Source organism: Flavobacterium sp. AK-301, assembly GCF_058310215.1.
In genome coordinates, this window is the sequence record NZ_JBZEES010000007.1 from 30,952 (window position 1) to 55,854 (window position 24,903).

Sequence of the window (24,903 nt, forward strand, 5' to 3'; positions counted from 1 at the left end):
TTTAATTGTATTTAATAAAATAATGAATCTTAACTACAATTCCACAAATCAACAAACCTATAAAGGGTAAAACTAAATGACTGTATTTTAAATAGGTATCATAAAATGTTTTTTTTACAGGAAATTGACTGTTTTCTAAAAAAGAATCTATTTCTGTTTTATCTTCTTTTCCTATATATACTATTTTATCGCTACCTTTTATTTTCATTCTCAACATAAACAATTCATTCAAAGGACGACAGATATAATAATTCTCTATTTCTGATAACATAATAGTCTCTTTATCAATGTTTATTCTATCTGCTGAAAAAATGACCTGAATAGATTTTTTCTTCATTCGGTTAAGAATCATTCCATAAGTTGCCGCTCCTACTGTCATAAACAAAAAGAATTTTATTTTTTCAAAATAAGAGGAAATAAATAAAACTATAGAAAACACAGGAAGCCACATGAGAGCCATTTTTCTTATAGTAAAATATTCATAAGCTTTAACCTCAATTATTTTCTCTTCTTTATCCATATTTACAACTCTATCTTTTTTAGTTCAAACTTAGTGATGGTTTCATAATTATTTTTGACCTGTTCACTCAAAGAAACATTGGCTTTTATTAGTAAACCTGTTTTGTTTTCCATTACATAAGTGATTCTATAAACAAAATTAAATTCAGTATATGAGAATTTTATCAATGGTTGATACATTTCATTATACAACTTCCTTAATTCTTTTTCATTGAGGTTTTCTTTATTTAATGTTCCTACTAATCTATAAGTAGTAGAAAGATCGTCATCAGAAACTTTGGTTTTCACCACCTTTGTTTTTAGTTTTATATTTGGAAATATTTGAGATTGTTGCTCTATATAATATTCTTTTAAGTCCTCCTCTAAATTAGCTTTCAAAAGAACATGATAAAAAAGGTTTTTATCTAATACACCTGCTAGCTCCTCGCTATTAGAAAACTCTTTATTTCCGTTTTTTATAAAATCTTTGATTGTGTCAGGACTTCTTATTTCCAGTTCTTTAAAAAAAGGTATCTTTTTAACTTCTTTATTTAAAAAAAAACTCCAGTTATTCTCTAAAGTTCTTAGATTATGAATTTTGGACATATTTCCTACATTATCCTGAGTAAAAATTATATTATTTCTAATTAATTCTATTTGTTTAATAAGTTCAAAGGCTTCTTTCATTCCCTCAGGCTGTATGGAAGTAATATAATCCTCTAAATTGACATTAAAATATCTCTGTTCTTCTTTATCTAAGGTTGAAAATAAATATTGCGTTTTAAGTTCACAGGAAAAATTAGGAGTTCCATCTATAGTTATCAAATTGGTTTGACTACACCTATAACGAACTTTAGGTATAAATTCTCCTAAAGAAACTGTATATCTTTCTTTTTGTAATACTTCTATTTTTTCCTTATTAGGTATTTTTATTTCTTGCATTGCAGAAACAAATTCCCCTCCTATAAAACCTCTAAAAATTCTCATATCAGGATTAAGAGCTTTTATTTCCTCTATAGTAGTATTGTATTTATCAACAATTGAAAGAATTTTTTCTTCTTTGGTTACTGTGTGTATTCTGTATTCCATAAAATAATATAAGTACTTTTTACAAATAAACATAATTAATTTAAATAATTAGCATTAATTTACCAATAAAAACATTTATTTAAAACAATATCGCCCGAAAACATAAACAAAAAAACCGTTTCATTATCTGAAACGGTTTTTTATAATCTATGGATTTTTATTTTTATCCGTGATATACTCTTGAGGCTATAATTTTATCTCCTCTGATGTCTAATACTTCTGCTACTAACATATCTTCTTCTCCTTCTACCATTCTGATATATTCCATGAATACACGCTGATTGTTTGCAGTAAGTGAGGTTACTTTGTAATGTAGTGTGGGCAAACGGTCAAAGGCATCCTGCCACCAGTCGTGCAATGCTGCTTTTCCTTTTACATAACCGTTGGTTTCCGGTTTTTTAATTTTTAATTTAGGACTAAAATGCTCTGCTTCATCATCATACAAGGCTAATAATTGTGCCAGCTGATGTGTATTAAAAGCTTCAAACCATTTATAAGCAATGGTTTCTAATGGAGGGGACATCATGATATTATTTATTTTTTGCAAAGATAGGATTATAGTTCAATTATCAATTGATAGTTAACAATTGATAATTTTGTAAAAGGTGAAATATTTTTTGAGAAAAGTAAAAAGAATCAAGAGTAAAGAAAAAAGAGAATTACAACAAAAAACCTTTAATCTAATGTTTCGATTAAAGGCTTTTATATTTCGTGATGTAAATAATTACATATTCTTTATATTGATAATCTCCTGTTCTGTGAGGAATCTCCAGTTTCCACGAGGTAAATTCTTCTTGGTCAGTCCTGCATAGGCAACGCGATCTACTCTTAAAACATCGTATTTAAAATGTTCGAAAATAGCACGAACTACTTTTACATGGGAGGTACGTAACTTAATACCTACTTCACTTTTTGGTTCGTTTTCTATATAACTGATCTCTTCTACATGTACTCTGTGACCATCTAACATCACTCCTGTTGAAATTTTCTCCAGATCTTCGAACTTCAGATTCTTATCCAGTGAAACCTGATAGATTTTTGATGTTTTCTGATTAGGTAAGGTAAATTTTCTCAGTATGTCTGTATCATTGGTAAACAACAATAAACCGGTCGTATTTTTATCCATTCTCCCAACAGGCTGAATATTCGCATTAGTAGCGCCTTTAACCAGTTCCAGGACATTACGGGGTTCATTCTCATTATCTCCTACTGTTGTAAAATTCTTAGGTTTATTCAGTAAAACATATTCTTTTTTTCCGGGTGATAATAATGATCCATCAAAATGAACTACATCGGTTGGTTTTACTAAATGTCCCATCTCTACAATTACAATTCCATTCACTTTTACATTCCCGGACTGAATATAAACATCTGCTTCACGTCTGGAACAAACTCCTGAATTTGCTATATATTTATTCAGACGCATTTCGTCTGCACCCTTCGCTCTTTTAACAGTGGGTGTTTTGGTCGCTACAGGCTTTACTGCTTCGGGTTTTGCCGAATTTTTTTTAGGTGCAGGTTTTCCTTTATTTGGATTGCCTTTTCCAAAAGCTCCTTTACGTTCTCCACCGGACTTCCCTCTGTTACTACTATCTTTTTTATTCATATATTATATAAATACTGTTTATTGATTTTATTGATCGTCTAAAAAATTGGTCTGAATATACTAATCTACCTTCTGCTACAATCTATCAGACATAATATTCCGGCAAAGATAGTTTATTATTGATTAATAATTGTTAGTTCTTCAAGGATAGATTTGGAGCTTTTCTACTGTTTTTAAATGTTTTGTAAAACTATATTAATCGTTTTAAAAGAACACTCGGATCAATTAATGCAATACAAAAAACGCCTGCTACAATAAGAAATTTTAAAGTATTATGAAGTAATAAATATTCGGGTTTTGTTTCTGCTTTCCACAGATACAGTAGAAAAAACAGTAATATGATTAAAGCGATATAAAAATAAATATCCATATAACCGATATCAAAAACTTCTATTAGAACATAAACAGGAATTACGGTAGCAATAGTCAATATTGTAATGCTAATTTTAGAAACTTTTTCTCCGTATAAAATAGGAATGGTTTGATAACCACTGGCAATGTCTCCTTTTAAATTTTCCAGATCTTTGATCATCTCTCTGATAAGAATCAACAGAAACAAGAAAGTAGCATGTCCAAAAATAACTTCATAAAAATTCTTATAGTACAAAAGAATAGCAAAAAAGGGTAAAACGGCTAACAGTGAAGCCCACAGATTTCCTATAAACGGATATTTTTTTACTTTGTGGGAATAAAACCATATCATAAAAATATAGACTGCGAAATAACTTACTGCACGCCATGAAACAAAGAAAGCAAGTAAAATAACGATAAAATTCAATGTAAAATAAACCTGTAGTTTTGTCTTCTGACTTACGAGTCGATCTAACATCGATTTATTAGGCTTATTAATCAGGTCTTTCTGAGAGTCATAAAAGCTATTAATAATATATCCTGATGCTATGGTCAGTGATGAAGCAAAAACGATTATAAACAGATTAAAATCAAAAACAACAGCAGATACTCTTACTTCGGGAGCCAGAATAAAAATAGCTGACAGGTATTGTGCTAATACAATCACAGGAATATTGTAACCACGAACAACGGAGAACAAGCCAAGAATTTTCATTAATAATAATCTGTTCTTTCTGCTTGACATTGATAAAGTTTAATATTTAATGTTTCAGGTTGTTCGTAAAGATATAAAAAGACATTTTTTAAAACTGATAAACTACTTCTAATTTATAGTCTTTTAAAGATGTTTTTGCCTTTTCCAAATCTTGTGTAAAGCCTAATATATATCCTCCTCCACCTGATCCGCAAAGTTTTAGATAATAGTCATTAGTTTCTATCCCTTTCTTCCAGAGTTCATGAAATTGTTCGGGAATCATTGGTTTGAAATGATTTAAAACGACTTTAGACAGTTTTTTAGTATTTGTAAATAACGATTTCATATCTCCGTGTAAAAAATTTTCTACGCAGGCATCTGTATGTTTTACAAACTGATTTTTTAGCATATTACGGAAACCTTTGTCTTTTAGATTTTCCATAAAGATATTAACCATGGGAGCTGTTTCTCCTACGATACCTGAATCAATCAGAAACACTGCTCCTTTTCCGTTCTCTATCTGGGAAGGAATTCCTGCAGGTTCGATATTATCTTTTGAATTGATCAGAATCGGAATGCTTAAATAACTGTTCAGAGGGTCTAATCCTGAACTTTTTCCATGAAAGAAAGATTCCATCTGAGAAAAGATCTCTTTTAGTTTTAATAACTTCTCACGGGTTAAATTCTCTAAAACAGTAATTTTATTATGGGCATATTTATCATAGATGGCAGCAACTAAAGCACCGCTGCTTCCTACACCATATCCTTGCGGAATACTGGAATCAAAATACATTCCTTCTTCTACATTCTTATTTAGTGTTTGCAGATCAAAAGTTACTAATTCAGGCTGTTCTTTTTGCAGAACTTCTAAATATCCTACAAACTTCTTTAGGCTCAAATTAGATTTTATAGCTTCTTCTGACGGGGTATCCATCATTTTTAAAGCTCCATTATAAAAATTGTAGGGTATTGACAACCCTTTGGAATCTTTAATTATACCATATTCTCCGAAGAGTAATATTTTCGAGTAAAATAATGGTCCTCTCATATATTATATTAATTGATAATTAGCAATTGAAAATTGATAACTATTTATTCTTTAACGTGTTAATTATACTAATTAACAATCGTAATATTTCTACTAATTTTGGCTTTATAACCTGAAACCTATCTTCTGACAAAAACTTTGTTTCAAATAATAAATCTATCCAATATTCTGTTTCATTTGCTTCTTTTAAAGCAACTGATAATTTATGAATGAAATCGGCCTTACTTTCAGCATGTTCTGCTTCTCTTACATTTGCTCCTATTGAAGTTCCCGAACGCAACTATTTGTCTGGACAACACAAACTCTTTCTTCTCTATTAATTCTTTATAGAGAGATACTATTTCTATTGCAAAAGAAAATGTCTTTTCTTTAATAACATTTTTCTTTGCCACAAATTATTAATTATCAATCATTAACTATCAATTAAATTGAATAGCTCCGTTACCTATTTCGTCGCAAAGGTACTGACTGTTTTGACAATAGACAATTAATTCTGCCTTAATAAAATCTAAAACTTCATTTTTATTTCTCTCAGGATACAGAATATGAACGTTTGCTCCTGCATCAAGGGTGAAACAAACGGGTACTTTTGTTTTTTCTCTAAAAGCCCAAATCTTGTTGATAATTTCGAGGGTATTGGGTTTCATCAGTATAAAATAAGGCATTGAAGTCATCATCATGGCATGTAATGTCAACGCTTCACTTTCCACAATTTTTATGAATCGGTCCAGATCTCCTGTTTCAAAAACAGATAATAAGGTTTCTAAATTTTCATGCGCTTGTAAAAAACGTCTTTCTGCATAGGGATGGTTGTGCATCAAATCATGTCCTACTGTACTGGAAACCTGCTTTTCTCCTTTATCTACTAACAGAATTGTATCTTGATAATTATTAAAATTTTCATGAACTACATAAGGATAGGACACTCCAAACAAATCTGAGCTTCCTTCTATCTTTTTATGTTCTCCCCAGACTACTATTCTGCCTTTTACACTTCTACAGGCACTTCCTGAGCCTAAACGGGCTAAAAAAGAGGCTTTCTGAAAAAAGAAATCATCTGTCATTTCTGGAAACAATTCTTTTTCAAGACTCATTAACCCGATAGATAATGCACTCATTCCGGATGCTGATGAAGCGATTCCTGAACTATGGGGAAATGTATTATGGGTATCGATTGTAAAATGATATTCTTTTAAAAAGGGCAAATAACGTTCTACACGTTCAAAAAACTTTTGAATCTTAGGTTTAAAATCTTCTTTGGGTTTTCCTTCGAAAAGCAAATCAAACGAAAAACCACCTGTCGAATCTTTCTTCCGATAGGATAAAACTGTTATGGTTTTACAGCTATTCAGTGTAAAACTCACGGATGGGTTAGCAGGGATCTGATTGTCTTTTTTCCCCCAATATTTTACTAATGCAATATTACTAGGAGCACTCCATTTAAAACTTCCTGAATCTGATGTCTTAGTATATACGGGAATGCTGAAATCTTGTTCTTGTAACATTTCTATTTGAAAATTTAAGCAAAGATACATTTTTCGGAAACAATTTTTATTTCTTCTTCTTGATTCTTTTTATCTCTAAAAAGAGGACTAATGAAAGTCAATTCAAAAAAATAATAAATTTTGTTTCAGCTCTTAAAGTTTGTCAGCTTAGCTCTTTCCAGAACTCACTATAGAAATTATGCGTTTTAATCAGCTGATTATGGTTACCACTAACTGAAATTTGTCCTTTTTCCAGAACATAGACTTCATCTGCTATCTTTTTTAATATATCTAATCGATGAGAGATAAAAAACACGGCACAATTCGGTTTAATTTTCTCTAATAACTGCAGTGTGAATTTCTCTGCTTTTCTATCCATTGCTGAAGTGGCTTCATCAAGAATGAGAAGTTGGGGTCTTTTATATAAAGCTCTTGCTAAAGCAACAATCTGTTTCTGTCCTCCTGATAAATTAATCCCTTCTTCTCCTATAATTGTATCTAATCCTTGCGGAAACTGATCAAAATAAATATCAAAACCATACTCTGATAAAAATGCTTTATAATCTCCCAAGACCTCTAGCTTACTCAATACTACATTATCTGTTATATTTCCATTAAAAAGGGTTATTTCCTGAGGAACCACTCCAATCAGATGACGATAGTTCTGCATTTTTATTTCAGAAAGATTATAGGTTTTATTAACCATAATACTCCCGCTTTCAAAAGAATAAAAACGTTGTAAAATTTGCCCCAACGTACTTTTCCCTCCTCCGCTTTCTCCTACAATAGCTGTAATTTTATTTTTCTCTAATGTGAGATCAATGTTCTTTAAAAGCATGCTTCTTCCTGCAAAACGAAAGGATAGATTTTTAATTTCAATTTTATCAATAGTCATTATTATTCGTCCGTCTTCTTCTTCTTTTTCTAAAGAGGCAAACTCATACATCCTGTTAAAAGCGATTTTTGCTTCATTAACAGGAATTGCTATTAAAGCCAAATTAACAATGGAAGGCAATAAAGAACTTACGATTCCTAAAATAGCCATCAATTCTCCTAATTTCATTGTTGAATTAAAAACAGCAACTGAAGCATAAATCATAATACTTATCAGAAAAAAAACGCTTGCTAATCCTGACTGCCAGGATAATCGAACATTAATAACTCCTAATTTAAAGATCTTATCCTGATAAAAAGAAAAAATAGTCTGATTCTGCTCACTGAAAACAATCTGACGGTTATTATTCTTTATTGTTGCAATACCCTGCATACTTGTTATATAATTACTCTCTGTAGATACATAGGTTTGCATTACCTCTTTCTGAGCATCAATTATGACTTTATTATTCCTGTAAATAATATAAAAGTAAATCGGCAAACTAAACAATAGTATAACTCCTATTTTCCAGGAATACACAAATAAAAGAACTAATGAGATAAGAGTTATCAGAACATCAATAACCAGATTACTTGCTAATATCTTTATTACACGTTGCACTCGTTGTGTATCGTTTAATCGAGCTACCAACTCTCCTTTTGTTCTTGTATCAAAAAAATGCTTAGGCAGATGCAATAATGAATTATAGAACAGTCTGTTTATTCGATTATTAAAATCCAATGACTGTTCTAGTAAAAAATACTCTCTTAAAGCAGAAAAACCAACTCTGGAAAAAAGCAGAATAGCTAATAATACAACTCCCGAAATTAACTTCCTTATATTTTGAGAAGGTAGTATGTCATCTATTAGTTTTTGAAAAAAAACAGACATTGTTAATCCGAGACCTGCCACAAAAACACCAAGAACAATACTAAACACTAATAATTTGTAGTCTTCTTTTACTAATTCTGTGAAATATTCTTTCTTTGATTTTTCTGCAACTCCGTTATTTATAAAATTTCGATTTGGAGACAGCGTTAAACAAGTCTTTGAAACCCATATTTTCTCTAAATCCATCTCTGATAAAAAACAAATCCCTTTAGACGGATCTCCTATAATAAATCCTCTTCGCGGATCATAACCATAACAAACTACATAATGCTCTAAATTCCCCTCGATAAGAACATGTAAAATAACAGGTTCTTTATGATCTATTAACGCCTGTATTTCTGCTTCACAACCTTCGGCAGTAAATCCTAATATATTTGCTGCCTGATAGAGACCCAATAATGTGGTCCCTTGTTTTGTTGTTCCACTTGATTTACGAAGAAATTCAAGAGAATGGTCTCCTCTGTGAAACCTTAATACTGATAATAAACAGGCAACGCCACAATCTGACTGATCTAATTGTAATACATGTGTGTTTTTAATATGTTTTTTATCCATTTTTTCACTGATTTAATCCTTAAACTTTTTAATAATGGTCTCTACTTTAACTTGTCCTTTAATTTTCTCAATCAGATTATTTTGAACACCAAAACCAACAAAAAAACATATTCCACTTTAATAACAACTTTCCAAATCTCTTTATATTGTACTTCTTTATTAAAGAAATAGATCCCCATATACAGAATAATTGTTATCAGGCTTATTTTTACAAGTAAAAACAATAGAATAGAAACATTACCCACCCATTCCCATTTTTCCTGAAATTCAAAAAAACTATCTATTTGGTGCGCTGTTAACTTTTCTGATAAGGACAAATACAATAAGGCATCAATATTTAATATCTCTTTTAAAAGAGCATTTAGAAGTATAGATAAAACTACTAAAACAAAAAAAGACAGTATACGATTCATTTTAAAAAAGGTTATAAAAAAATACCTCTCTTTTACAAAAGAGGTGTTTTTCTTATTTATATCTATAGTAATAAATGTTAACTATTCCAACATCTAACTATTTCGTCATTTAAAAGGGGGTTAAAAAGGATTAATACAGCAAATACTCCAACCCAACTACATTTCATTCCTCCTCTAATAAATTCCATTTTTTTCATTTTCCCTTGGACATTTAACATTAATAAATAATGACAAAAGCATAAATGCTATCAATGTCAAGAGGAGGATTGTAATAACGTCTTCAGTAACAAAACGCTTTTGATTATTAACAACAATAACCCCAACAACAAACCATGTAAAACCACCAACCACTTTTTTCATCTTCATAAATAATCTTCATAAATATTAAAAACAATCTGCTGCAGCTGTTGCTGTAAAAACTCCTAAAAAAACCATTCCTCCAAACACAATTGATACTGCTAAAGCTCCACCCAATAACATACAATTTCTACCACTAGTACCTCCATTCAAATTTTCCATTTGATTTATATTTATTTTTTTCATAATGATATAGTTTTAATAATTAATAAATATTGTATTGCAATACTTTTTCAAACTTATAATAAAAAAATCGTTTAAAATATTCCCATTTGGAATAAATTGTTAAAGTTTCATAAATACTGGATTTATCACAATAAAAACACATAAATATAAAACAAAACACATGTATTATTAAAAAATACACAATAATTAATACTATTTAATATTTAAAATATTGTCTTTTTATTTATATTGCAATACATAATAAGGATAAAATATGGAAGCTATTATTAGAAAAAATATTAAAGAATATAGAATAAAAAAGGGATATACTCAGGAAAAGATTGCTTTTATTATGGGTATTTCTCAGGGATTATATGCTAAAATTGAGAATGGTTCTACAAAGCTTACAATCGGAAGAATATCCTTAATTGCAAAAGCACTTGAAATAAATACGGAAATATTATTTATAATTAAGTGAAAAATAAACCTAGCACAACGCTTAAAAAAGAAATCTAAAAAACAACGTAAATTCTCTGAAAACAAATTCTCCGGTTATAGCATCAATATTTACAATTTTACTACTAAAATAGTATATAACTTACTCTTTATTATTTCTAAGTTAATCCCTTTCATATCTATTACCTCTACGGGGTAAATTCTTCTTTAAAATCATTATTTTTCATTAACACAAAATTAACATTTGTTGTGTATAAAAAGTACATATTCTACTATGTAAGAAATAATAAAAAACTCATTTTCATACTCATTATTTTTACATTTCTAAAAGAAAACAAACATTGTATATTTTTAAAAAATTCAAATCCCAAAGTATTGTTTAACAATACTTTGGGATTAAAAACATAGCTGTCAGAAACTTATAAAATTATTATTATTTTAACCTGAAATTATTTTAGGTTAAAAAAAATATAATATTGAAAATCTTTTTTTTTTATCTACATTTGCCCGTTTCTCTCAAAAGCTAAGAGAATCACTCTAATTTATATATATACTTAATTATCAATAAATTAGATTTTATAAAAAAAATAAATAGCAAACATTAAACAAAAATATTAACTTAATAAATTACAATATATTTGCCAAAAGACAAAAATATTGATAATAAATAAACATTTTAAGCTTTTTTAAACGAAATGGAATGGAAATGAAAAGATTATTACTTATTATACTCATTAGCTATAAATCATTTGCTCAAATTGCAATAGGTACTACAGCACCTCCTCATCCTCATGCACAAATGGAATTTATTTCCTCTAATAAAGGAATATTAATCCCAAAAATAGCATTGATCTCTACAGAAGAGACAACCCCTATTGACGGTTCAATAGGCTCTATTCCTGAGAGTTTATTAATCTATAATACCAGTAAAAATAAAAATGTTACTCCTGGATATTATTTTTGGAATAATAACAAATGGAATAGAATTATTATTTCGGGAGAAGAAGCTCTTAATTCTTTAAAAGCAACAACAGACACCGTAACTGACAATTACAGATATGGATATAAAAAACATTTATTAACCTATTTTGATGAAGATCAAAAAGAAAAAGAAATCTCCTTTCAACAGGATATTACTCCAACAGCTTCTTTTACCCTGCATTGTGATAAGATTATATATAAAGGAAATTATAATGCCAATGTTCCGCTGGAACAGTCAGAATATCTGAAAATCCCAATTACTATACAAAAAACAGGACATTATACTATTGTAGGAAAAACAGGAAACGGATTTTATTTTGAAAAATCCGGTTATTTTCCAACAGAAGGAAATTTTACAGTAAATGTACAAGGATATGGTATCCCCACTGAAGGGAAAGAAACTGAAATTATTTTTTATATAAATGGTATAGATAAAATTATCAAGAGTAACACTTTAATAGAAACTTCCTGCAAACCCAATATAGGAATAACAGCACAAGCAGATTTTTCTCTAATTTGTAATGAGACTGTTATCAATGGGAATTATCTTAAAGGAATCGCTCTTTCTGAAAAAGAAACAATAACAGTAGTTGCATCAGTTAAAAAACCGGGCTCTTACCAAATAAAAGCAGAAGCAACTCCGAACAACGGCTATACTTTTTCAGCCGAAGGAACTTTCAATGAACCGGGGATAAACTCTATCATTCTTACCGGAAAAGGAACTCCTAAGGATGTTGCAAAAAGTACTTTTGATATAAATAACACTCTAAATAACGAGAATTGCCCTGTTGTAATTGAAACTTCTTCAGCAATATTTGAAATAACAGAATGCAACAGTATAAAAGCAAACGGGGAATATATAAAAGACGTTCCTTTGACTGACGCCAATACTCTTGAAATGCAAATCAATGTAATCTCTCCGGGAGCTTATATAATCAAAGCTTATTCCGGTAATGGTTACTCTTTTGAATATAGTGGTACTTTAACACAAATCGGAACTACTACTATCAAACTTCAGCCAACATCGGGATCAATCCCCACAGCAGCACAAACAGATCACATTAGCATTACAGCGGATCAGACTCTCTTATCTTGTAAAGCTCAAATTAGAGTAGCATCATTATCGGAAGCCAACTATAATGGTAACGCACTGAACGTGGTTTATTTCCTTCCTTCTGATGTTCAAGAGCCACTGGGAGAATATAAAAGACGTCTTTCGACACTATTGTTTTTTATGCAGGACTGGTATAAAAAAGAAATGGAATCCCACGGCTTTGGTTCTAAAACATTTGGTTTATTACGAGATCAAACCAATAAAAGTTACGTGAAAATAATGGTTATCAAAGGAAAAGAAGGAAAAGCAAATTATAATGCTAAAGATGGTGGTGCTAAAGCAAAAAAAGAAATAGAACAATATTTTATTGACAACCCTTTAGAAAAAGCAAGTGAACACTCTCTCGTTTTCATGGCCAGTTTAACAGGTGACGGTAAGGGAAATAACGAGGGTGGTGTCCCTTTTCATAGCCTGGAAAAATATACCTTTAGTATGGATTACCGCTATTTTGATGTTTCTCTTTTCCCAAAAGAAACGAATACAGCAAAAATAAGCTGGGTAGCAAAAACGATACATGAATTAGGGCATGGATTAAACCTTCCTAATGATGAAGAAAAAGCAAGTGATACTTTCATTTCGTTAATGAGCGACTATAGTGCTTTTGAGACCAAACATGATAAATCTCATCTTACTTTTGCAGCAGCTTCTATTCTAAACAACAATGAAGTTTTTAATACCGGAAAAGATTATTATAAAGTAAATCCGGATTTTAAGATAAAAGAAACACGCATTTATGCCGATAATAATAAAATTTATTTTAAAGCTAAATTCAGCGCAAAAGTTCTGCCAAATAGTGTGATCATCTATAATGATCCTAAAACCAGCCCGGAAGATGAGGATTATAATGCCGTTAGCTGGGCAACAAAGGACATTCAGAAAACCGGTGATGTTTATACGGTTACTATGGAAATGCTCACTTCTGAAATCGAAAAATATAAAACGTATCCTTTTGAAATGAGAATTCGATATTGTTTTGAAAACGGACTAACAGAAATAATATCACATCCGTACCGTTTTGAAAATGGCAAAGCAACTATAAATGAAGAAGAGATTATTGATTTTAAAGAAATCCCTGCAAAAACCTGGGCTGTAACAGCTTCTTCTACCGATCCGAATGATCCTATAAAAAACATGTTCGATAATGACCTAAACACGATATGGCATTCCAGATGGAGTGCAACAAAAGATCCTCTGCCATACATCATTACTATAGATTCCGGTAAGTTGACTACTCTGGAAGGAATTTCTTTTACATCTCGTCAGACTCGTTCCGACGGAAGACCGAAAAAAGTAACGGTTGAGGTCAGTACAGACGGAAAAAAATGGGATAATGCTCTTAATCTGGAGTTAAAAAACAGAAAAGTACCACAAAGCTATCGATTTAATACCATTTTAAAGACAAGACATATTCGTATTACTATTAATAGTGTCTATTCGGCTGGATCAATAATAGATCCTGAATATGCACATATAGCAGAATTAAAGTTTTTTTAAAAGTATACTACTTAAAAATAAAAACGCCTTTCTTTTATAAGAAAGGCGTTTTTTACTATTATGTACGTCTCATACTAAAAGAACGACACATACAAAATTATTCCTACTCTATCGAATTCGCTACAATAAAACTAGTTGTCCACGCATTCTGAAAATTAAATCCTCCGGTTATGGCATCAATATTTACAATTTCACCGGCAAAATAAAGAGTATCATATAACTTGCTCTGCATGGTTTTAAAATTGATTTCTTTCAGGTCTATTCCTCCTGCTGTAACAAATTCTTCTTTAAATGTACTTTTCCCATTAATCTGAAACTGTGCCTTGGTCAGTTCGTTTGCCAGATTCTGAAGTTGAAGTTTGGTCAGGTCTGCCCATTTTGTTTCTGAGCTTATTTCTGAAGCAAGAACAATACTTTCCCATAAACGATTGGGAAGATCAAAAGGAGATTTTTTACTGACTGTTTTCTTAGCCTGATCTTGTTTCAGGTCTTTTAACAGTACCTCAGCATCACTTGTATCCAGATCATTCAGCCAGTTAATAAAAATAATAAACTGATAGTTTTTCTCCGCTAATACCCTCGCTCCCCATGCGGAAAGTTTCAGAACTGCAGGTCCGCTCATTCCCCAATGGGTGATTAATAATGGTCCTGTGGAGGTTAATTTAGTATCTTTCACTTTAATAGAAACCTGTGCAGCAATACCCGGTAATTCTTTAATACGCTTATCTTTACTGTTAAAGGTAAATAAAGAAGGAACGGGAGTTACAATAGTGTGTCCCAACTCTTGTATCATTTCCCACATTTTAGGGTTACTTCCTGTGGTTAGAACTATTTTTTCTGTAAGATAGGTGGTATCCTGTGTTGATATCTTCCAGAAATTATCTGATCTGTAAACAGATTGTACGCTCTGCCCCAATATCACTTTTATATTTAGTCGGGCTGCTGTTTGTATAAAACAATCTATAATAGTCTGAGAGGAATCGGTTACCGGGAACATTCTGCCATCCTCTTCTATTTTTAATTCTACTCCGTGTTTTTCAAACCATTCGATGGTATCTCCACTGCAAAACTGATGAAAGGGACCTTTCAGCTCTTTTTCTCCTCTTGGATAAAATTTCACTAATTCGTTCGGTTCAAAACAGGCATGGGTTACATTACAACGTCCGCCTCCTGAGATACGGACTTTCGTTAGCACTTCTTTTCCTCTTTCAAGAATAGCAATTTTAAGTTCCGGATGCTTCTCTGCAATATTAATCGCTGTAAAAAATCCTGCTGCACCCCCCCCTACAATTATAATATCAAACTGTTGATTCATCTCTTACTTCTTAAAATGCTTAATTTTTATTATTATCTAAATAGTTTTATGTTTACTATAATACCTACAAGGTTCAAAAAAACCTTGCAGGATAAATCATTACTGACCACTTTATATTTTATCCGGATAATCGGAAATAATTCCGTCTACACCGTATTGCTTCATTCTTTCTATATCCTGAATATCATTTACAGTCCATGGAAAAACTTTATATCCTGAACGTTTTATTTTTATTACTTCTTCTTGTGTTAACAGGGTAAAATCGGGATGAATGGCTTTTGCTGAAAATGCTCTCGCCCATTTCAGAGCTTCTTCAATATCGGTTTCAGTCAGTACACCTAATATTATATTGGGATTGGTCCGGCTCATCTTCTCCAATTCTTCTTTTTCAAAACTGGAAACAATAAAATCTTCATAGTTCCATCCTTTTTCTGCTCTGTATCTCTCAATACAACCTGAGACTCCCTGAGCGGTATTGGCTCCTTTCAATTCTATATTAACCACTCCTTTTCTATCAATCATATCTAACACTTCTATTAAAGTCGGAATCCGGTATTTCTCTTCTATTTGAAACTTTTTTAATTCTTTCAATGTTAAATCTTTGACTGCTCCGAAACCATTAGTCGTTCTATCTATAGTAAAATCATGAATTACAACTAATTCGCCTGACTTGCAAAGATGCACATCCAATTCAACTGCATCTGCTCCCAAATCTAATGCTTTCTGAAAAGAAATCAGTGTATTCTCGGGTTTGTAAGCATTCGCCCCACGATGCCCTATTTTTAATATTTTATCCAAAACGAAAAAATTATTGATAAATATGATGTAAATTTAGTTATTCTAAGTTAGATAATCGGATTGTTCGATCGCTTCGTCTATTCGTTCTTTCAAGCTTGGGTCTATAATTTTTGGATAATTAGAAAAACTACCGGTTCTTTTATACTATCCAAAATCTCAGAATCGTATAATTATATAAAATAAATTCTGTTTTTTATGTCTTTTAATACAAAAATTTATCTGTTATCTGCACTGGGTTTATTATCATGTGATTCTAAAACACCTCTGGAAACGGTCTTCAAACTTCCGAAAAAAATAAAAGAGGCTTCTGCTGTACAGGTAACGAATCAGTCTGATCTGATTTGGACTCTGGAAGACAGTGGTAACAAAGCACAATTATATGCTTTAAATGAAAAAGGAAAAATAGAAAACACACTTTCTGTTACAAATGCCAAAAACATAGACTGGGAAGACCTTACCGCTGATAAGGAAGGCAACCTTTATATTGGTGATTTTGGCAATAATCAGAATATCCGACAGGATCTCTGTATCTATAAAATATCTAAAGACAGTCTTTCTAATAAAAATACGGAAACTTCACAAAAAACGACTTTTTATTTTCCGGAACAAAAATCATTCCCTCCTAAAAAAAGTGAGCTATGGTATGATGTGGAGGCTTTCTTCATCTCCGATAATCAGTTCTACTTATTCACTAAAAACCGTAGTAAAGGGTTTGACGGAACAACTTTTTTATATCGTGTTCCTAATCGGGAAGGAAATCACAAAGCGGAACTATTAGGCTCTTATAAAACCTGTGCTATTTTTAAATACTGTGCTATTACAAGCGCTGATATTAGTCCTGATGGCAAGAAAGTAGCATTGTTGAGTAATAACAAAGTATGGATATCTAAACAATTCCCTAAAGATCGTTTTCTGGATGGAAAAATAAAGGAAATAGACCTAAATCATGCCTCTCAGAAAGAAGGTATCTGCTTCGTAAACGATTCTACTCTGATTATTACGGATGAGGTAAAAAAAGATTCCGGAGGATATTTGTATAAATTGCATTTATAATCATTTATAATTGTATTGTAGAGATGCACAGCTGTGCATCTCTACAATACAATACAATACGTAAACGTAAACGTAATAATATGATCAATTATTAAAATCCAAATCCAAACCCGAAGGTAAATCGCCCACCGTCACTGGATTGGAAATAGGATACTTTTGCTGTTACCATGTCTACGCCATTCAACCAGATTCCTCCTCCGACAGACTGATGCCATTTTGAAGAAAAATCATCTTTTAACCAGATGCGTCCGTAATCATATCCACCAAAAACACCGTATTTTAACGGTCCTAAACCACTTTTTATCTTACCTATATTAAAACGCAAGTCTGAAGTTTGATACAGGGATTGTTTTCCTGCAAAACGTTCATTTCTAAAACCTCTCAAATTGGAATCTCCTCCAACGGTTGCTGCTTGATAAAATTCATAATCATCACTAAATAAGGCTTGTCCTTTTATTTGCGTAGCGAAAACTATCCTTCCTGTTTTAGACAACTTATAATTAAAGCTGATGGAAGATTCCATATAAGGAACGGTTCGATCTGTATCTTTCAGATTTACGGTCCATCCGCCTAATAAAGAGAAAGTCATTCCCATTGTGGGATTAGAAGCATTGTCAAAATTTTTAAAACTATACTCCATATTTACATCTACAAAATTCAGATGATCAAAAACGGAAGTATTAATTGCATTCGGCTGTGCTATAAACCTGCCTGCTGTTTTCTGTACTCTGACACTTTCCAGAGTTGTTTTGATTGTTACTGCTGCTCCTTGTTCTCCAACCCATTGTAATGAGGGAGAAAACCGAATTATTTCTGTTTTTACACGGTTATAATCTTTATTAATATCTTTATCGAAGTTTGGTGTTTCATTTCCGTATCCAAAGAAATTAATACTGAAATTAGCGCTTGTAAATCCTGCTTCGAGTCCTAAATCCCATTTTCCTACTATGTGGGTAAAAATACCTTTATAATTTAATTCATATCCACTGGTTGCAAAATAATAATTAGCATTCAGACTATGTTTCTGACTATATGGATAACGATTGAATCCATTAACGGTATAATCCAGTAAAACCCCTAATTTCACTCCGTCATCGGGATTGTATCCAGCCCATGGATATCCGGCATTTACATTGAATTTTGGTTTTCTATAGTCATAGTTATTTACTTCATAATGATCGGATAAGGATATACTTGTTCTTCTGTCTGCTTCGAAAGTATTTTTTTTACTTTTAAAATCATATATTTTTACTTTTTTACCATTTTCAACAGCGTAAGTATCATCATTTTGCCCTCCTAATAAACGTACCAAAATTGCATTATCTCCTTTTCCTTTTACTTCATAAATATCCTCTTCATCTAGTCCGTAAACCCACAATTCTTTTGTTTCTTTGTGATTGTAGGTTTTATCGTGTGTGAGTTCTTCTCCGTCTTTTTTAATTCTATAAATCTGTACCTGTGTTTTTCCTTCGGGAAGTCTGGTAATTACAAATCGATCTTTTTTATCTGTTCCGACCAGTAAAACGGTTTTTTGTAATACTTTATAATAATCCCGGGCATATTTCTCCAAATCTGCTCTGCGTATCTTCAGTATTTCTTTTATTTCGGTAATGGTCTCATCTTGCATTTCCGGAGGAAGATTCAGAAATGCTTTATCAATGACTGCGTCTGTCAGATGGGTCTTGATATAATAGGCTTGTTTTATCCAATCTTCTTCATTTGCTCTTGTAATAAAAGCCAAATCCATTGGGTAAGGCTCCATATTAAACCATTTCACATTTCCAATATCTTCTTTAAACGATTTCATATGACGTAAAGGCGGAACAGTCATCAGAACGGATAATAAATTACCGTCATATTTTGTAAAGACCTGATCTCTGTCTCTTGCTATCGGGCGATAGATTACTTTTCCATTCTCTTTATATTCTCCCCAGCGCCACTGGTCGGAATGTCTGTCCCAGTCTCCGATAAGCATATCGAATAAACGTACTTTGATATATTCGTCTTCGTCTATTTGATATTTTTCATCTTTGGTCAGATTCGTCAGAACGTCATCTGTATTTATAATTTTCGGAGGATATCCAAAACTTTTCAGATCACTATGTGCACTCATCGGACGTTCTTCTATCATATATAATTCGTCTCCAAAATCAGTATTGAATTTACTTAGTCGTTCCTGTTTTGGAACATAATATAAAACGGGATTGGTATGATTAATTCCTAAAGGATCTGCCAGATCTCCTATTACAAAAGGAAAATAAGGATGTGATGTTGTATAAAAATCTAATAGAAAATCTTCTGCATAGGTATCTTTATATTCGTCTTCTATAAACTGATCTTTGAAGGCTACGGATTGTAAAAAACGAACAGCGCTTTTCTTCAAAGCACGCATTACATATTCTTTTCCGTCTTTATCTACTAACCGAAGTGATTTTGACTGATGCCCTCCTCCTGCCCTGACCGGAGTTAATCCGCCATATAAGGTATCGAGTGTTACTGTTTTTGCTTCTATTGGCAAACTATAATATTTTCGATAATGATTTCCCCAAAGAAATCGATACGTTCCTCCTTTTTGGGTCATTTCGTCTGAATAAACGGATGTCTGTATTTTTTCAGGAAAAGACACAGCATAGGAATTTACAATCTCTTCGGGTTTAGCAAGTAGAGGTTCTTGTTCATACAACAGGGCTTCTTTTCCGTCAACGGAACCATAATAGGATACTTTGGTTGCTCCGTTCCTGTAAACTTCCAGAATAGCGTATCCATTACCTCCATAAGAAAAATCTCTGAAATTGGTTGCTCTTGCGGGAGCAGTTTTAGATCCGGAACCACTAATGATTTGTTTGATATTATCTTTTTCAATATACTGTAAGTTGTGTTCGTGTCCTGAAACGACCACTACATTATTTCTATTCTGAATTAATGCTTTAATACGCTTTACGAGAGAAGTATATTTTTTATTCTGAATATCCTGAGGACTAACTCCTCCTGTAGCACGCATCAAATTAATAAGGGAACCTACTACGGGAACAGGGATATTGTCCTGAAACGGAAACAAGTGTTTTTTCAGGGAGAACTCTCCTCCATGAGGTCCATTACTCATTAAAGGATGATGAACTGCGAGTACTATCGTTTTATTCTGATTTTTATTTAACTGACTTTCGAGTTCTTCAAAGAAATCTTCTCTGGTCTTTATGGTACAATCATCATTAATTGTCGGATTTTTGTCCCAGTTTTCAAGATACCATTGTGAATCAAGCACAATCATAACAATACTGTCATTAATATTCAGTTTGTCGATCCCACATCCTTTTCTAGGTAAAAAAGATTTTTTTTCTTTTAAAACTTTATTGACATAGTCTTCCTGACGTTTAAGTCCTTTTACTCCATTATTATACCAGTCATGGTTTCCGGGAATAAAAACAGTCTTCCCTTTGAACTTACCGGAAAGGGCTAATTGATTGTCTATCTTTTCTTCTGCTAAAGCTCTTTTTTCAGAACTCTCTTCAGGCATTCCTTTCGGATAAATATTATCTCCCAATACCAATAATGTAGCACTGGAATTAGACTTCTCAAGTCTTTCTTGCAGCATGGCAAGAACCTGCCTGGAGACCTCTTCATCTGCGTTTCCGGCATCACCTAAAAGATAGAATGTATGAATCGGTTTTCCTTTTGCGGAAAGGTTTTCAAGATTTGCAGACACTTTGGAACCATACTGAACATGGTGTGTTGCACATGAGTTTAAAAAAACAATAATTAACAGACTCTGCAATATTGTAATATTTTGCTTTGCTCGTATATTAACCCAAAAGAATTTCATAATTTGGCACTACGTTAAAAAATCTATATTTTATGACTATTATTCAAAAAGCTGAAGACTTCGTCTTTTATCTTTTCAAAGATAAACTTTCTCTTTCATATACTTATCATAATTTTAATCATGCATTAAGGGTAGTAAATAGTGTGAAAGAGCTTTGTAATGGAGAAAATTTAGATGATGATTCTAAAACGGCTGTACTATTAGCTGCTTGGTTTCATGATACGGGATATATAAACGGAAGTGAAAATCATGAGGAAAACAGCGTTCTGATAGCTCAGAATTTCCTGAAAGAAAACCCTGTTTCTCCTGTTATTACGGAACAGGTAATACAACTGATCCGTGCAACTAAAATAGGGAAAGCTCCGGAAAACCTTCTGGAAAGGATCATATGTGATGCGGATTCTTCTCATTTTGCTGATAAAAACTATCTGGGAATATGTGAACTGCTACGGGAGGAATGGAAACTGGTCTTAAATAAAACGTATACGGATAAGGAATGGGCAATTGAAAACCGAACTGCTTTTATTCAGTGCCATCGTTTTTATACGAATTATGCTAAGGAAAACTGGCAAATGAACAAGGAAAAAAATCTTACTTTACTTCAGGAAAAAATACAGTCCACTGAGGAAAAGAAAAGAAAAAAACAGGATCGACTTGAAAAAACGGAACGTCCGGAACGGGGTATTGATACCATGTTCAGGGTTACACTGAACAATCATACACGATTGAGTAATATTGCGGACAGTAAGGCAAATATTCTGCTTTCTGTAAATGCTGTTATTGTTTCTATATCTCTGTCTACTCTGATCCCGAAACTGGACAGCCCGGGTAATGCTCATCTTATTGTACCTACTTTCATTATGCTCATCCTGAGCGCCACTTCTATTATATTTGCAATCTTATCTACGAGACCAAAGGTAACTCAGGGTTCTTTTACCCGTCAAGAGATTCTGGACAAGAAGGTCAATCTGTTATTCTTTGGTAATTTCTATAAAATGCCTCTGAATGAATATGAATGGGCTATGAATGAAATGATGGCAGACCGGGAACATCTTTATAACACAATGATTAAGGATCTTTATTATCTGGGTATTGTTCTAAACAGAAAATACAAGTTGCTTCGCATTACTTATTCTATTTTTATGATTAACATCATTGCTTCTGTAATCGCGTTTGTATGGGCTTTTAGGGCATTGGGATAGTTTTAATTTGAAGATTAGGCATTTTGAAGATTTGAATAATGAATGGTTGTTAGTCACTGGTATTTGGTTGTTAGATATAATAAAGAGCCTGTTTAAATTTTATATACCTACAAGGTCAAAAAAGACCTTGCAGGATAAATGGTAATAAAACACAAAACGATATTTAAGATATATCTTAAATATCATTTTAATGACTCTTTTTCTTAAAGTTTCTCAATACTATTTAGATTGATAATTCTTTCAACAGATCTTCGTAACTGAAGGTAATTTGATCTTTTGGAATTACTTTGTACACTATGGGCACACGAATTGCTTTTAATCCTGATACTCCCTGAAGGTCTTCTACATTGAATGTTTCGATTTCTTTTCCGAGAATATTTTTACTTTGTAAGAATTCTATATAACGCAGATATTCCTGCTCTTCTTTTTTATGAGAAAAAACAATCGTTATCTTCCCTTTTTGAGTAATACGTTCTCTTGTGCCTTTTATATTTGCTTTATCAATCCGTTTCTTCACAATCTCATAACGGGCATTGTAATTTCCGTCTACGTCAAATCGCTTTTCATCCATTCTAAATCGAATCGAAATAGGGGTACTGAAAACGAGAATTAGAGATGCAACATCAAGTTTATAAGGTAATGTTGTTCTTAAAGACTGATACTCATTCTCCATTTCACACATAATCTGCAACTGCCATAAGCGTAAATTATAAAGATATAACAGATCAAATGTTTTACCTGCTGTTATGGAAGCTCCTATATATAAATTATGTTCTACTCCGTCTGTTTTAAATCGCTCATAATAATGGGGATAATACTTCTGTGCTGCCAGTTGTTTCTCGTCCAACATATTTGCCATTTTTTTATTGATAATGGAAAGTGTAATATCAAAATTCTTTCTGTCTTCATAAATGGTCCCTGTTTTTTTATCGAGACGATCTGTATAAACTTTTATTAATGCATTAGTAATTTTATTATCAGATTGAAAAGAAAACACTATCGGATTAATATCTGTACTGATATTGTTCTGAATGCTTTGTTCTGTATCTGCACTGAATTCTGTTTTTAATTGTTGAAGAGTTTGTTTTATCTCAAATATTTTCTGTTCAAAAATAGGCAGATGGCTTTCTTTAGTAATCTGATTAAAAATCTCTATCAGAGAATTCATTTGTATAATCAGGTCTTTCTGAACAGATGCGTTCCTGATCTCTGATGAACCTTTTATATCTATCTGACCGAATAATGCATATACTTCAGAAAAGACGATCTCATTAGGAGTATAATCTTTTATCTCACGAACAGTATTGATATACTGAATTGCTTCTTTTCTGAACTTCCAGTATACACTGGGATGAATTGAGGTGTATTCTTTTTGAATAATAGCTTCAATCTGATTTTGCAAATCAGAATAATATCGCTCCATTGTATCTACAATATATGGCATTACAATATCCATTTTTGTAGCATTCAGACTATTCAATACTCCTTTTTTTGATGAAACCAGCTCTATAACTCCCATTAAACGGTCGTTTTTAACAACAGGAGCAAAAATACAGCTCTGTATACCTTGTTCTAACAAATGATTTGCTAAAAGAACTTTATCGGTAGAAGCTAAATAGGTCTGTACATCGGATATTGCAAAGTATTTCTTATCTTTCATCAGTGTATCAAAAGAACAGTTACACAATATCGATTTACATTCTGCTTCTACAACATTCAGTAATATATAACTGTGAATTACGTCGTTAAAAGAAGCAATATTGAATGTTCCTTCTTCCTGATTAAAGGCTGTAAAACCAACTTTTAAATCCGGAATCCTGAAAATAGAACTGAAAATAGTTTCAAATTCACCGGTCAAACCTCTTGAATTAACATCAGCTGTTAATAAATTTGTTTTTAAGTTAGAAACAGCATTTTCAGTTGTAACATCAAATAAAGTCACAATACCAAATCCTTTTGATATCCAGCTTTCATTAGGAAATTTCTCTTTCCATAACGACAGATCATCATAATTGTCCATAAGAAGTTTAACATCTTCGGATGTAATCTCTATTGCTTTTTCTGTTGGATAAATTTCCAGAAAATCAGCATTATAAAGAATTCTGTAATGTTTTACTACTCCCTCTGCATCCGGAATATCATAGAATAATGGCTTGCTCAGATCAAAATTATATCCGTAATAATTATTCAGTATCAGACAACAACTCATCACATAGAACTGATGTTCTGTAAAATCGCGAATAATAACATCAAATTCCTCTCCTGCATCTTTAATAATCTTAGAGAATCTTTCGGAATAATTCAGTGTAACATTCTGAAAAGGAATAGTAACTGCTTTTATTTCATTATGAGTTAAGGTCTGAGGAAACAGATCTGCCAGTAAACTCTTTATAATCGGAGTATATTCGTTTATTTTTTCTATTGAAATTCCATCACTTAATTCCGGATAAGGGGCCGCTTTTTCCAATAAAGCTTTTGCATAAGCAGACTGATAGTCCACATCTGACAAAGCTATCTCTTTCAGACTTTCAATTACTTTATGAAAGGAAATTCTGATCTGAAACGGATTTTCTTTGTATTTTTTATAATTCATATCGCATATCCTTTTATGACTTCCAAATTTACGAAATATTGTACAATTACCA

The 24,903-nt window shown here is 32.0% G+C and carries 19 protein-coding genes and 1 pseudogene; 4 read left to right on the top strand and 16 right to left on the bottom strand.

Going from position 1 to position 24,903, the window contains the following annotated elements; all coding sequences use genetic code 11:
• Position 1: 1 nt before the first annotated feature.
• The 12 genes and pseudogenes from AC4FQX_RS10670 to AC4FQX_RS10725 form a co-directional block, all read right to left on the bottom strand.
• The gene (locus tag AC4FQX_RS10670; protein WP_491167684.1) at positions 2–520 is read right to left on the bottom strand and encodes a hypothetical protein; all 519 of its coding nucleotides are present in this window, start codon (positions 518–520) and stop codon (positions 2–4) included.
• A gap of 2 nt (positions 521–522) precedes the next feature.
• Positions 523–1,440, bottom strand: coding sequence for a hypothetical protein (locus tag AC4FQX_RS10675; protein ID WP_491167685.1), 918 nt, complete (start codon positions 1,438–1,440; stop codon positions 523–525).
• A gap of 310 nt (positions 1,441–1,750) precedes the next feature.
• Positions 1,751–2,134 carry a nuclear transport factor 2 family protein gene (locus AC4FQX_RS10680; RefSeq protein ID WP_491167686.1) on the bottom strand — a complete coding sequence of 128 codons (384 nt, stop codon included), beginning with the start codon at positions 2,132–2,134 and terminating at the stop codon, positions 1,751–1,753.
• Between the two features lie 177 nt (positions 2,135–2,311).
• A complete protein-coding gene (locus AC4FQX_RS10685; protein ID WP_491167687.1) occupies positions 2,312–3,193 on the bottom strand; it encodes a pseudouridine synthase in 882 nt (293 codons plus the stop codon).
• Between the two features lie 190 nt (positions 3,194–3,383).
• Entirely contained in the window at positions 3,384–4,289 is a 906-nt protein-coding gene (locus AC4FQX_RS10690) for a geranylgeranylglycerol-phosphate geranylgeranyltransferase (RefSeq protein ID WP_491167688.1), read from the bottom strand.
• Positions 4,290–4,347: 58 nt separating this feature from the next.
• Positions 4,348–5,286, bottom strand: a complete 939-nt coding sequence (locus AC4FQX_RS10695) for a mevalonate kinase family protein (RefSeq protein WP_491167689.1) — start codon at positions 5,284–5,286, stop codon at positions 4,348–4,350.
• 40 nt (positions 5,287–5,326) lie between these two features.
• Positions 5,327–5,678: pseudogene (locus tag AC4FQX_RS10700) on the bottom strand (four helix bundle protein).
• Between the two features lie 27 nt (positions 5,679–5,705).
• The gene (locus AC4FQX_RS10705; RefSeq protein ID WP_491167690.1) at positions 5,706–6,791 is read right to left on the bottom strand and encodes a diphosphomevalonate decarboxylase; all 1,086 of its coding nucleotides are present in this window, start codon (positions 6,789–6,791) and stop codon (positions 5,706–5,708) included.
• A 142-nt stretch (positions 6,792–6,933) separates the two neighbouring features.
• A complete protein-coding gene (locus AC4FQX_RS10710) occupies positions 6,934–9,090 on the bottom strand; it encodes a peptidase domain-containing ABC transporter (RefSeq protein ID WP_491167691.1) in 2,157 nt (718 codons plus the stop codon).
• A 71-nt stretch (positions 9,091–9,161) separates the two neighbouring features.
• Positions 9,162–9,503 carry a hypothetical protein gene (locus AC4FQX_RS10715; protein ID WP_491167692.1) on the bottom strand — a complete coding sequence of 114 codons (342 nt, stop codon included), beginning with the start codon at positions 9,501–9,503 and terminating at the stop codon, positions 9,162–9,164.
• Between the two features lie 174 nt (positions 9,504–9,677).
• Positions 9,678–9,869, bottom strand: coding sequence for a hypothetical protein (locus AC4FQX_RS10720; RefSeq protein ID WP_491167693.1), 192 nt, complete (start codon positions 9,867–9,869; stop codon positions 9,678–9,680).
• A gap of 18 nt (positions 9,870–9,887) precedes the next feature.
• Positions 9,888–10,022 carry a hypothetical protein gene (locus AC4FQX_RS10725; RefSeq protein WP_491167694.1) on the bottom strand — a complete coding sequence of 45 codons (135 nt, stop codon included), beginning with the start codon at positions 10,020–10,022 and terminating at the stop codon, positions 9,888–9,890.
• 277 nt (positions 10,023–10,299) lie between these two features.
• On the opposite strand from AC4FQX_RS10725, the gene AC4FQX_RS10730 reads away from it, so the two are divergent.
• Together AC4FQX_RS10730 and AC4FQX_RS10735 are read left to right on the top strand one after the other, a co-directional pair.
• Entirely contained in the window at positions 10,300–10,503 is a 204-nt protein-coding gene (locus AC4FQX_RS10730; protein ID WP_491167695.1) for a helix-turn-helix domain-containing protein, read from the top strand.
• Between the two features lie 684 nt (positions 10,504–11,187).
• Positions 11,188–14,070 carry a discoidin domain-containing protein gene (locus AC4FQX_RS10735; protein WP_491167696.1) on the top strand — a complete coding sequence of 961 codons (2,883 nt, stop codon included), beginning with the start codon at positions 11,188–11,190 and terminating at the stop codon, positions 14,068–14,070.
• Positions 14,071–14,173: 103 nt separating this feature from the next.
• Here AC4FQX_RS10735 and AC4FQX_RS10740 read toward each other — a convergent pair whose 3' ends face one another.
• Together AC4FQX_RS10740 and AC4FQX_RS10745 are read right to left on the bottom strand one after the other, a co-directional pair.
• Positions 14,174–15,385 (bottom strand): BaiN/RdsA family NAD(P)/FAD-dependent oxidoreductase, encoded by a 1,212-nt coding sequence (locus tag AC4FQX_RS10740; RefSeq protein WP_491167697.1) that lies wholly within the window; start codon positions 15,383–15,385, stop codon positions 14,174–14,176.
• Positions 15,386–15,496: 111 nt separating this feature from the next.
• The gene (locus AC4FQX_RS10745; RefSeq protein ID WP_491167698.1) at positions 15,497–16,183 is read right to left on the bottom strand and encodes a glycerophosphodiester phosphodiesterase; all 687 of its coding nucleotides are present in this window, start codon (positions 16,181–16,183) and stop codon (positions 15,497–15,499) included.
• Positions 16,184–16,378: 195 nt separating this feature from the next.
• Between AC4FQX_RS10745 and AC4FQX_RS10750 the strand changes: the two genes are divergently transcribed.
• Positions 16,379–17,236 (top strand): hypothetical protein, encoded by an 858-nt coding sequence (locus AC4FQX_RS10750; protein ID WP_491167699.1) that lies wholly within the window; start codon positions 16,379–16,381, stop codon positions 17,234–17,236.
• 91 nt (positions 17,237–17,327) lie between these two features.
• Here AC4FQX_RS10750 and AC4FQX_RS10755 read toward each other — a convergent pair whose 3' ends face one another.
• A complete protein-coding gene (locus AC4FQX_RS10755; RefSeq protein WP_491167700.1) occupies positions 17,328–21,056 on the bottom strand; it encodes a metallophosphoesterase in 3,729 nt (1,242 codons plus the stop codon).
• Between the two features lie 32 nt (positions 21,057–21,088).
• Between AC4FQX_RS10755 and AC4FQX_RS10760 the strand changes: the two genes are divergently transcribed.
• On the top strand, positions 21,089–22,258 hold the full coding sequence (locus tag AC4FQX_RS10760; RefSeq protein WP_491167701.1) for a Pycsar system effector family protein: 1,170 nt from the start codon (positions 21,089–21,091) through the stop codon (positions 22,256–22,258).
• Positions 22,259–22,481: 223 nt separating this feature from the next.
• Here the strand turns inward: AC4FQX_RS10760 and AC4FQX_RS10765 are convergent, their stop codons facing one another.
• Positions 22,482–24,851: a GAF domain-containing protein gene (locus AC4FQX_RS10765; protein ID WP_491167702.1), complete on the bottom strand. Its 2,370-nt coding sequence runs from the start codon at positions 24,849–24,851 to the stop codon at positions 22,482–22,484.
• Between the last annotated feature and the right edge of the window lie 52 nt (positions 24,852–24,903).

What these genes read in the sequence shown, in the direction of transcription:
- AC4FQX_RS10670 (WP_491167684.1), bottom strand. Translation starts at nt 520, where the DNA reads ATGGATAAAGAAGAGAAAATAATTGAGGTTAAAGCTTATGAATATTTT.
- AC4FQX_RS10675 (WP_491167685.1), bottom strand. Translation starts at nt 1,440, where the DNA reads ATGCAAGAAATAAAAATACCTAATAAGGAAAAAATAGAAGTATTACAA.
- AC4FQX_RS10685 (WP_491167687.1), bottom strand. Translation starts at nt 3,193, where the DNA reads ATGAATAAAAAAGATAGTAGTAACAGAGGGAAGTCCGGTGGAGAACGT.
- AC4FQX_RS10690 (WP_491167688.1), bottom strand. Translation starts at nt 4,289, where the DNA reads ATGTCAAGCAGAAAGAACAGATTATTATTAATGAAAATTCTTGGCTTG.
- AC4FQX_RS10695 (WP_491167689.1), bottom strand. Translation starts at nt 5,286, where the DNA reads ATGAGAGGACCATTATTTTACTCGAAAATATTACTCTTCGGAGAATAT.
- AC4FQX_RS10705 (WP_491167690.1), bottom strand. Translation starts at nt 6,791, where the DNA reads ATGTTACAAGAACAAGATTTCAGCATTCCCGTATATACTAAGACATCA.
- AC4FQX_RS10710 (WP_491167691.1), bottom strand. Translation starts at nt 9,090, where the DNA reads ATGGATAAAAAACATATTAAAAACACACATGTATTACAATTAGATCAG.
- AC4FQX_RS10715 (WP_491167692.1), bottom strand. Translation starts at nt 9,503, where the DNA reads ATGAATCGTATACTGTCTTTTTTTGTTTTAGTAGTTTTATCTATACTT.
- AC4FQX_RS10720 (WP_491167693.1), bottom strand. Translation starts at nt 9,869, where the DNA reads ATGAAGATGAAAAAAGTGGTTGGTGGTTTTACATGGTTTGTTGTTGGG.
- AC4FQX_RS10725 (WP_491167694.1), bottom strand. Translation starts at nt 10,022, where the DNA reads ATGGAAAATTTGAATGGAGGTACTAGTGGTAGAAATTGTATGTTATTG.
- AC4FQX_RS10730 (WP_491167695.1), top strand. Translation starts at nt 10,300, where the DNA reads ATGGAAGCTATTATTAGAAAAAATATTAAAGAATATAGAATAAAAAAG.
- AC4FQX_RS10735 (WP_491167696.1), top strand. Translation starts at nt 11,188, where the DNA reads ATGAAAAGATTATTACTTATTATACTCATTAGCTATAAATCATTTGCT.
- AC4FQX_RS10740 (WP_491167697.1), bottom strand. Translation starts at nt 15,385, where the DNA reads ATGAATCAACAGTTTGATATTATAATTGTAGGGGGGGGTGCAGCAGGA.
- AC4FQX_RS10750 (WP_491167699.1), top strand. Translation starts at nt 16,379, where the DNA reads ATGTCTTTTAATACAAAAATTTATCTGTTATCTGCACTGGGTTTATTA.
- AC4FQX_RS10755 (WP_491167700.1), bottom strand. Translation starts at nt 21,056, where the DNA reads ATGAAATTCTTTTGGGTTAATATACGAGCAAAGCAAAATATTACAATA.
- AC4FQX_RS10760 (WP_491167701.1), top strand. Translation starts at nt 21,089, where the DNA reads ATGACTATTATTCAAAAAGCTGAAGACTTCGTCTTTTATCTTTTCAAA.
- AC4FQX_RS10765 (WP_491167702.1), bottom strand. Translation starts at nt 24,851, where the DNA reads ATGAATTATAAAAAATACAAAGAAAATCCGTTTCAGATCAGAATTTCC.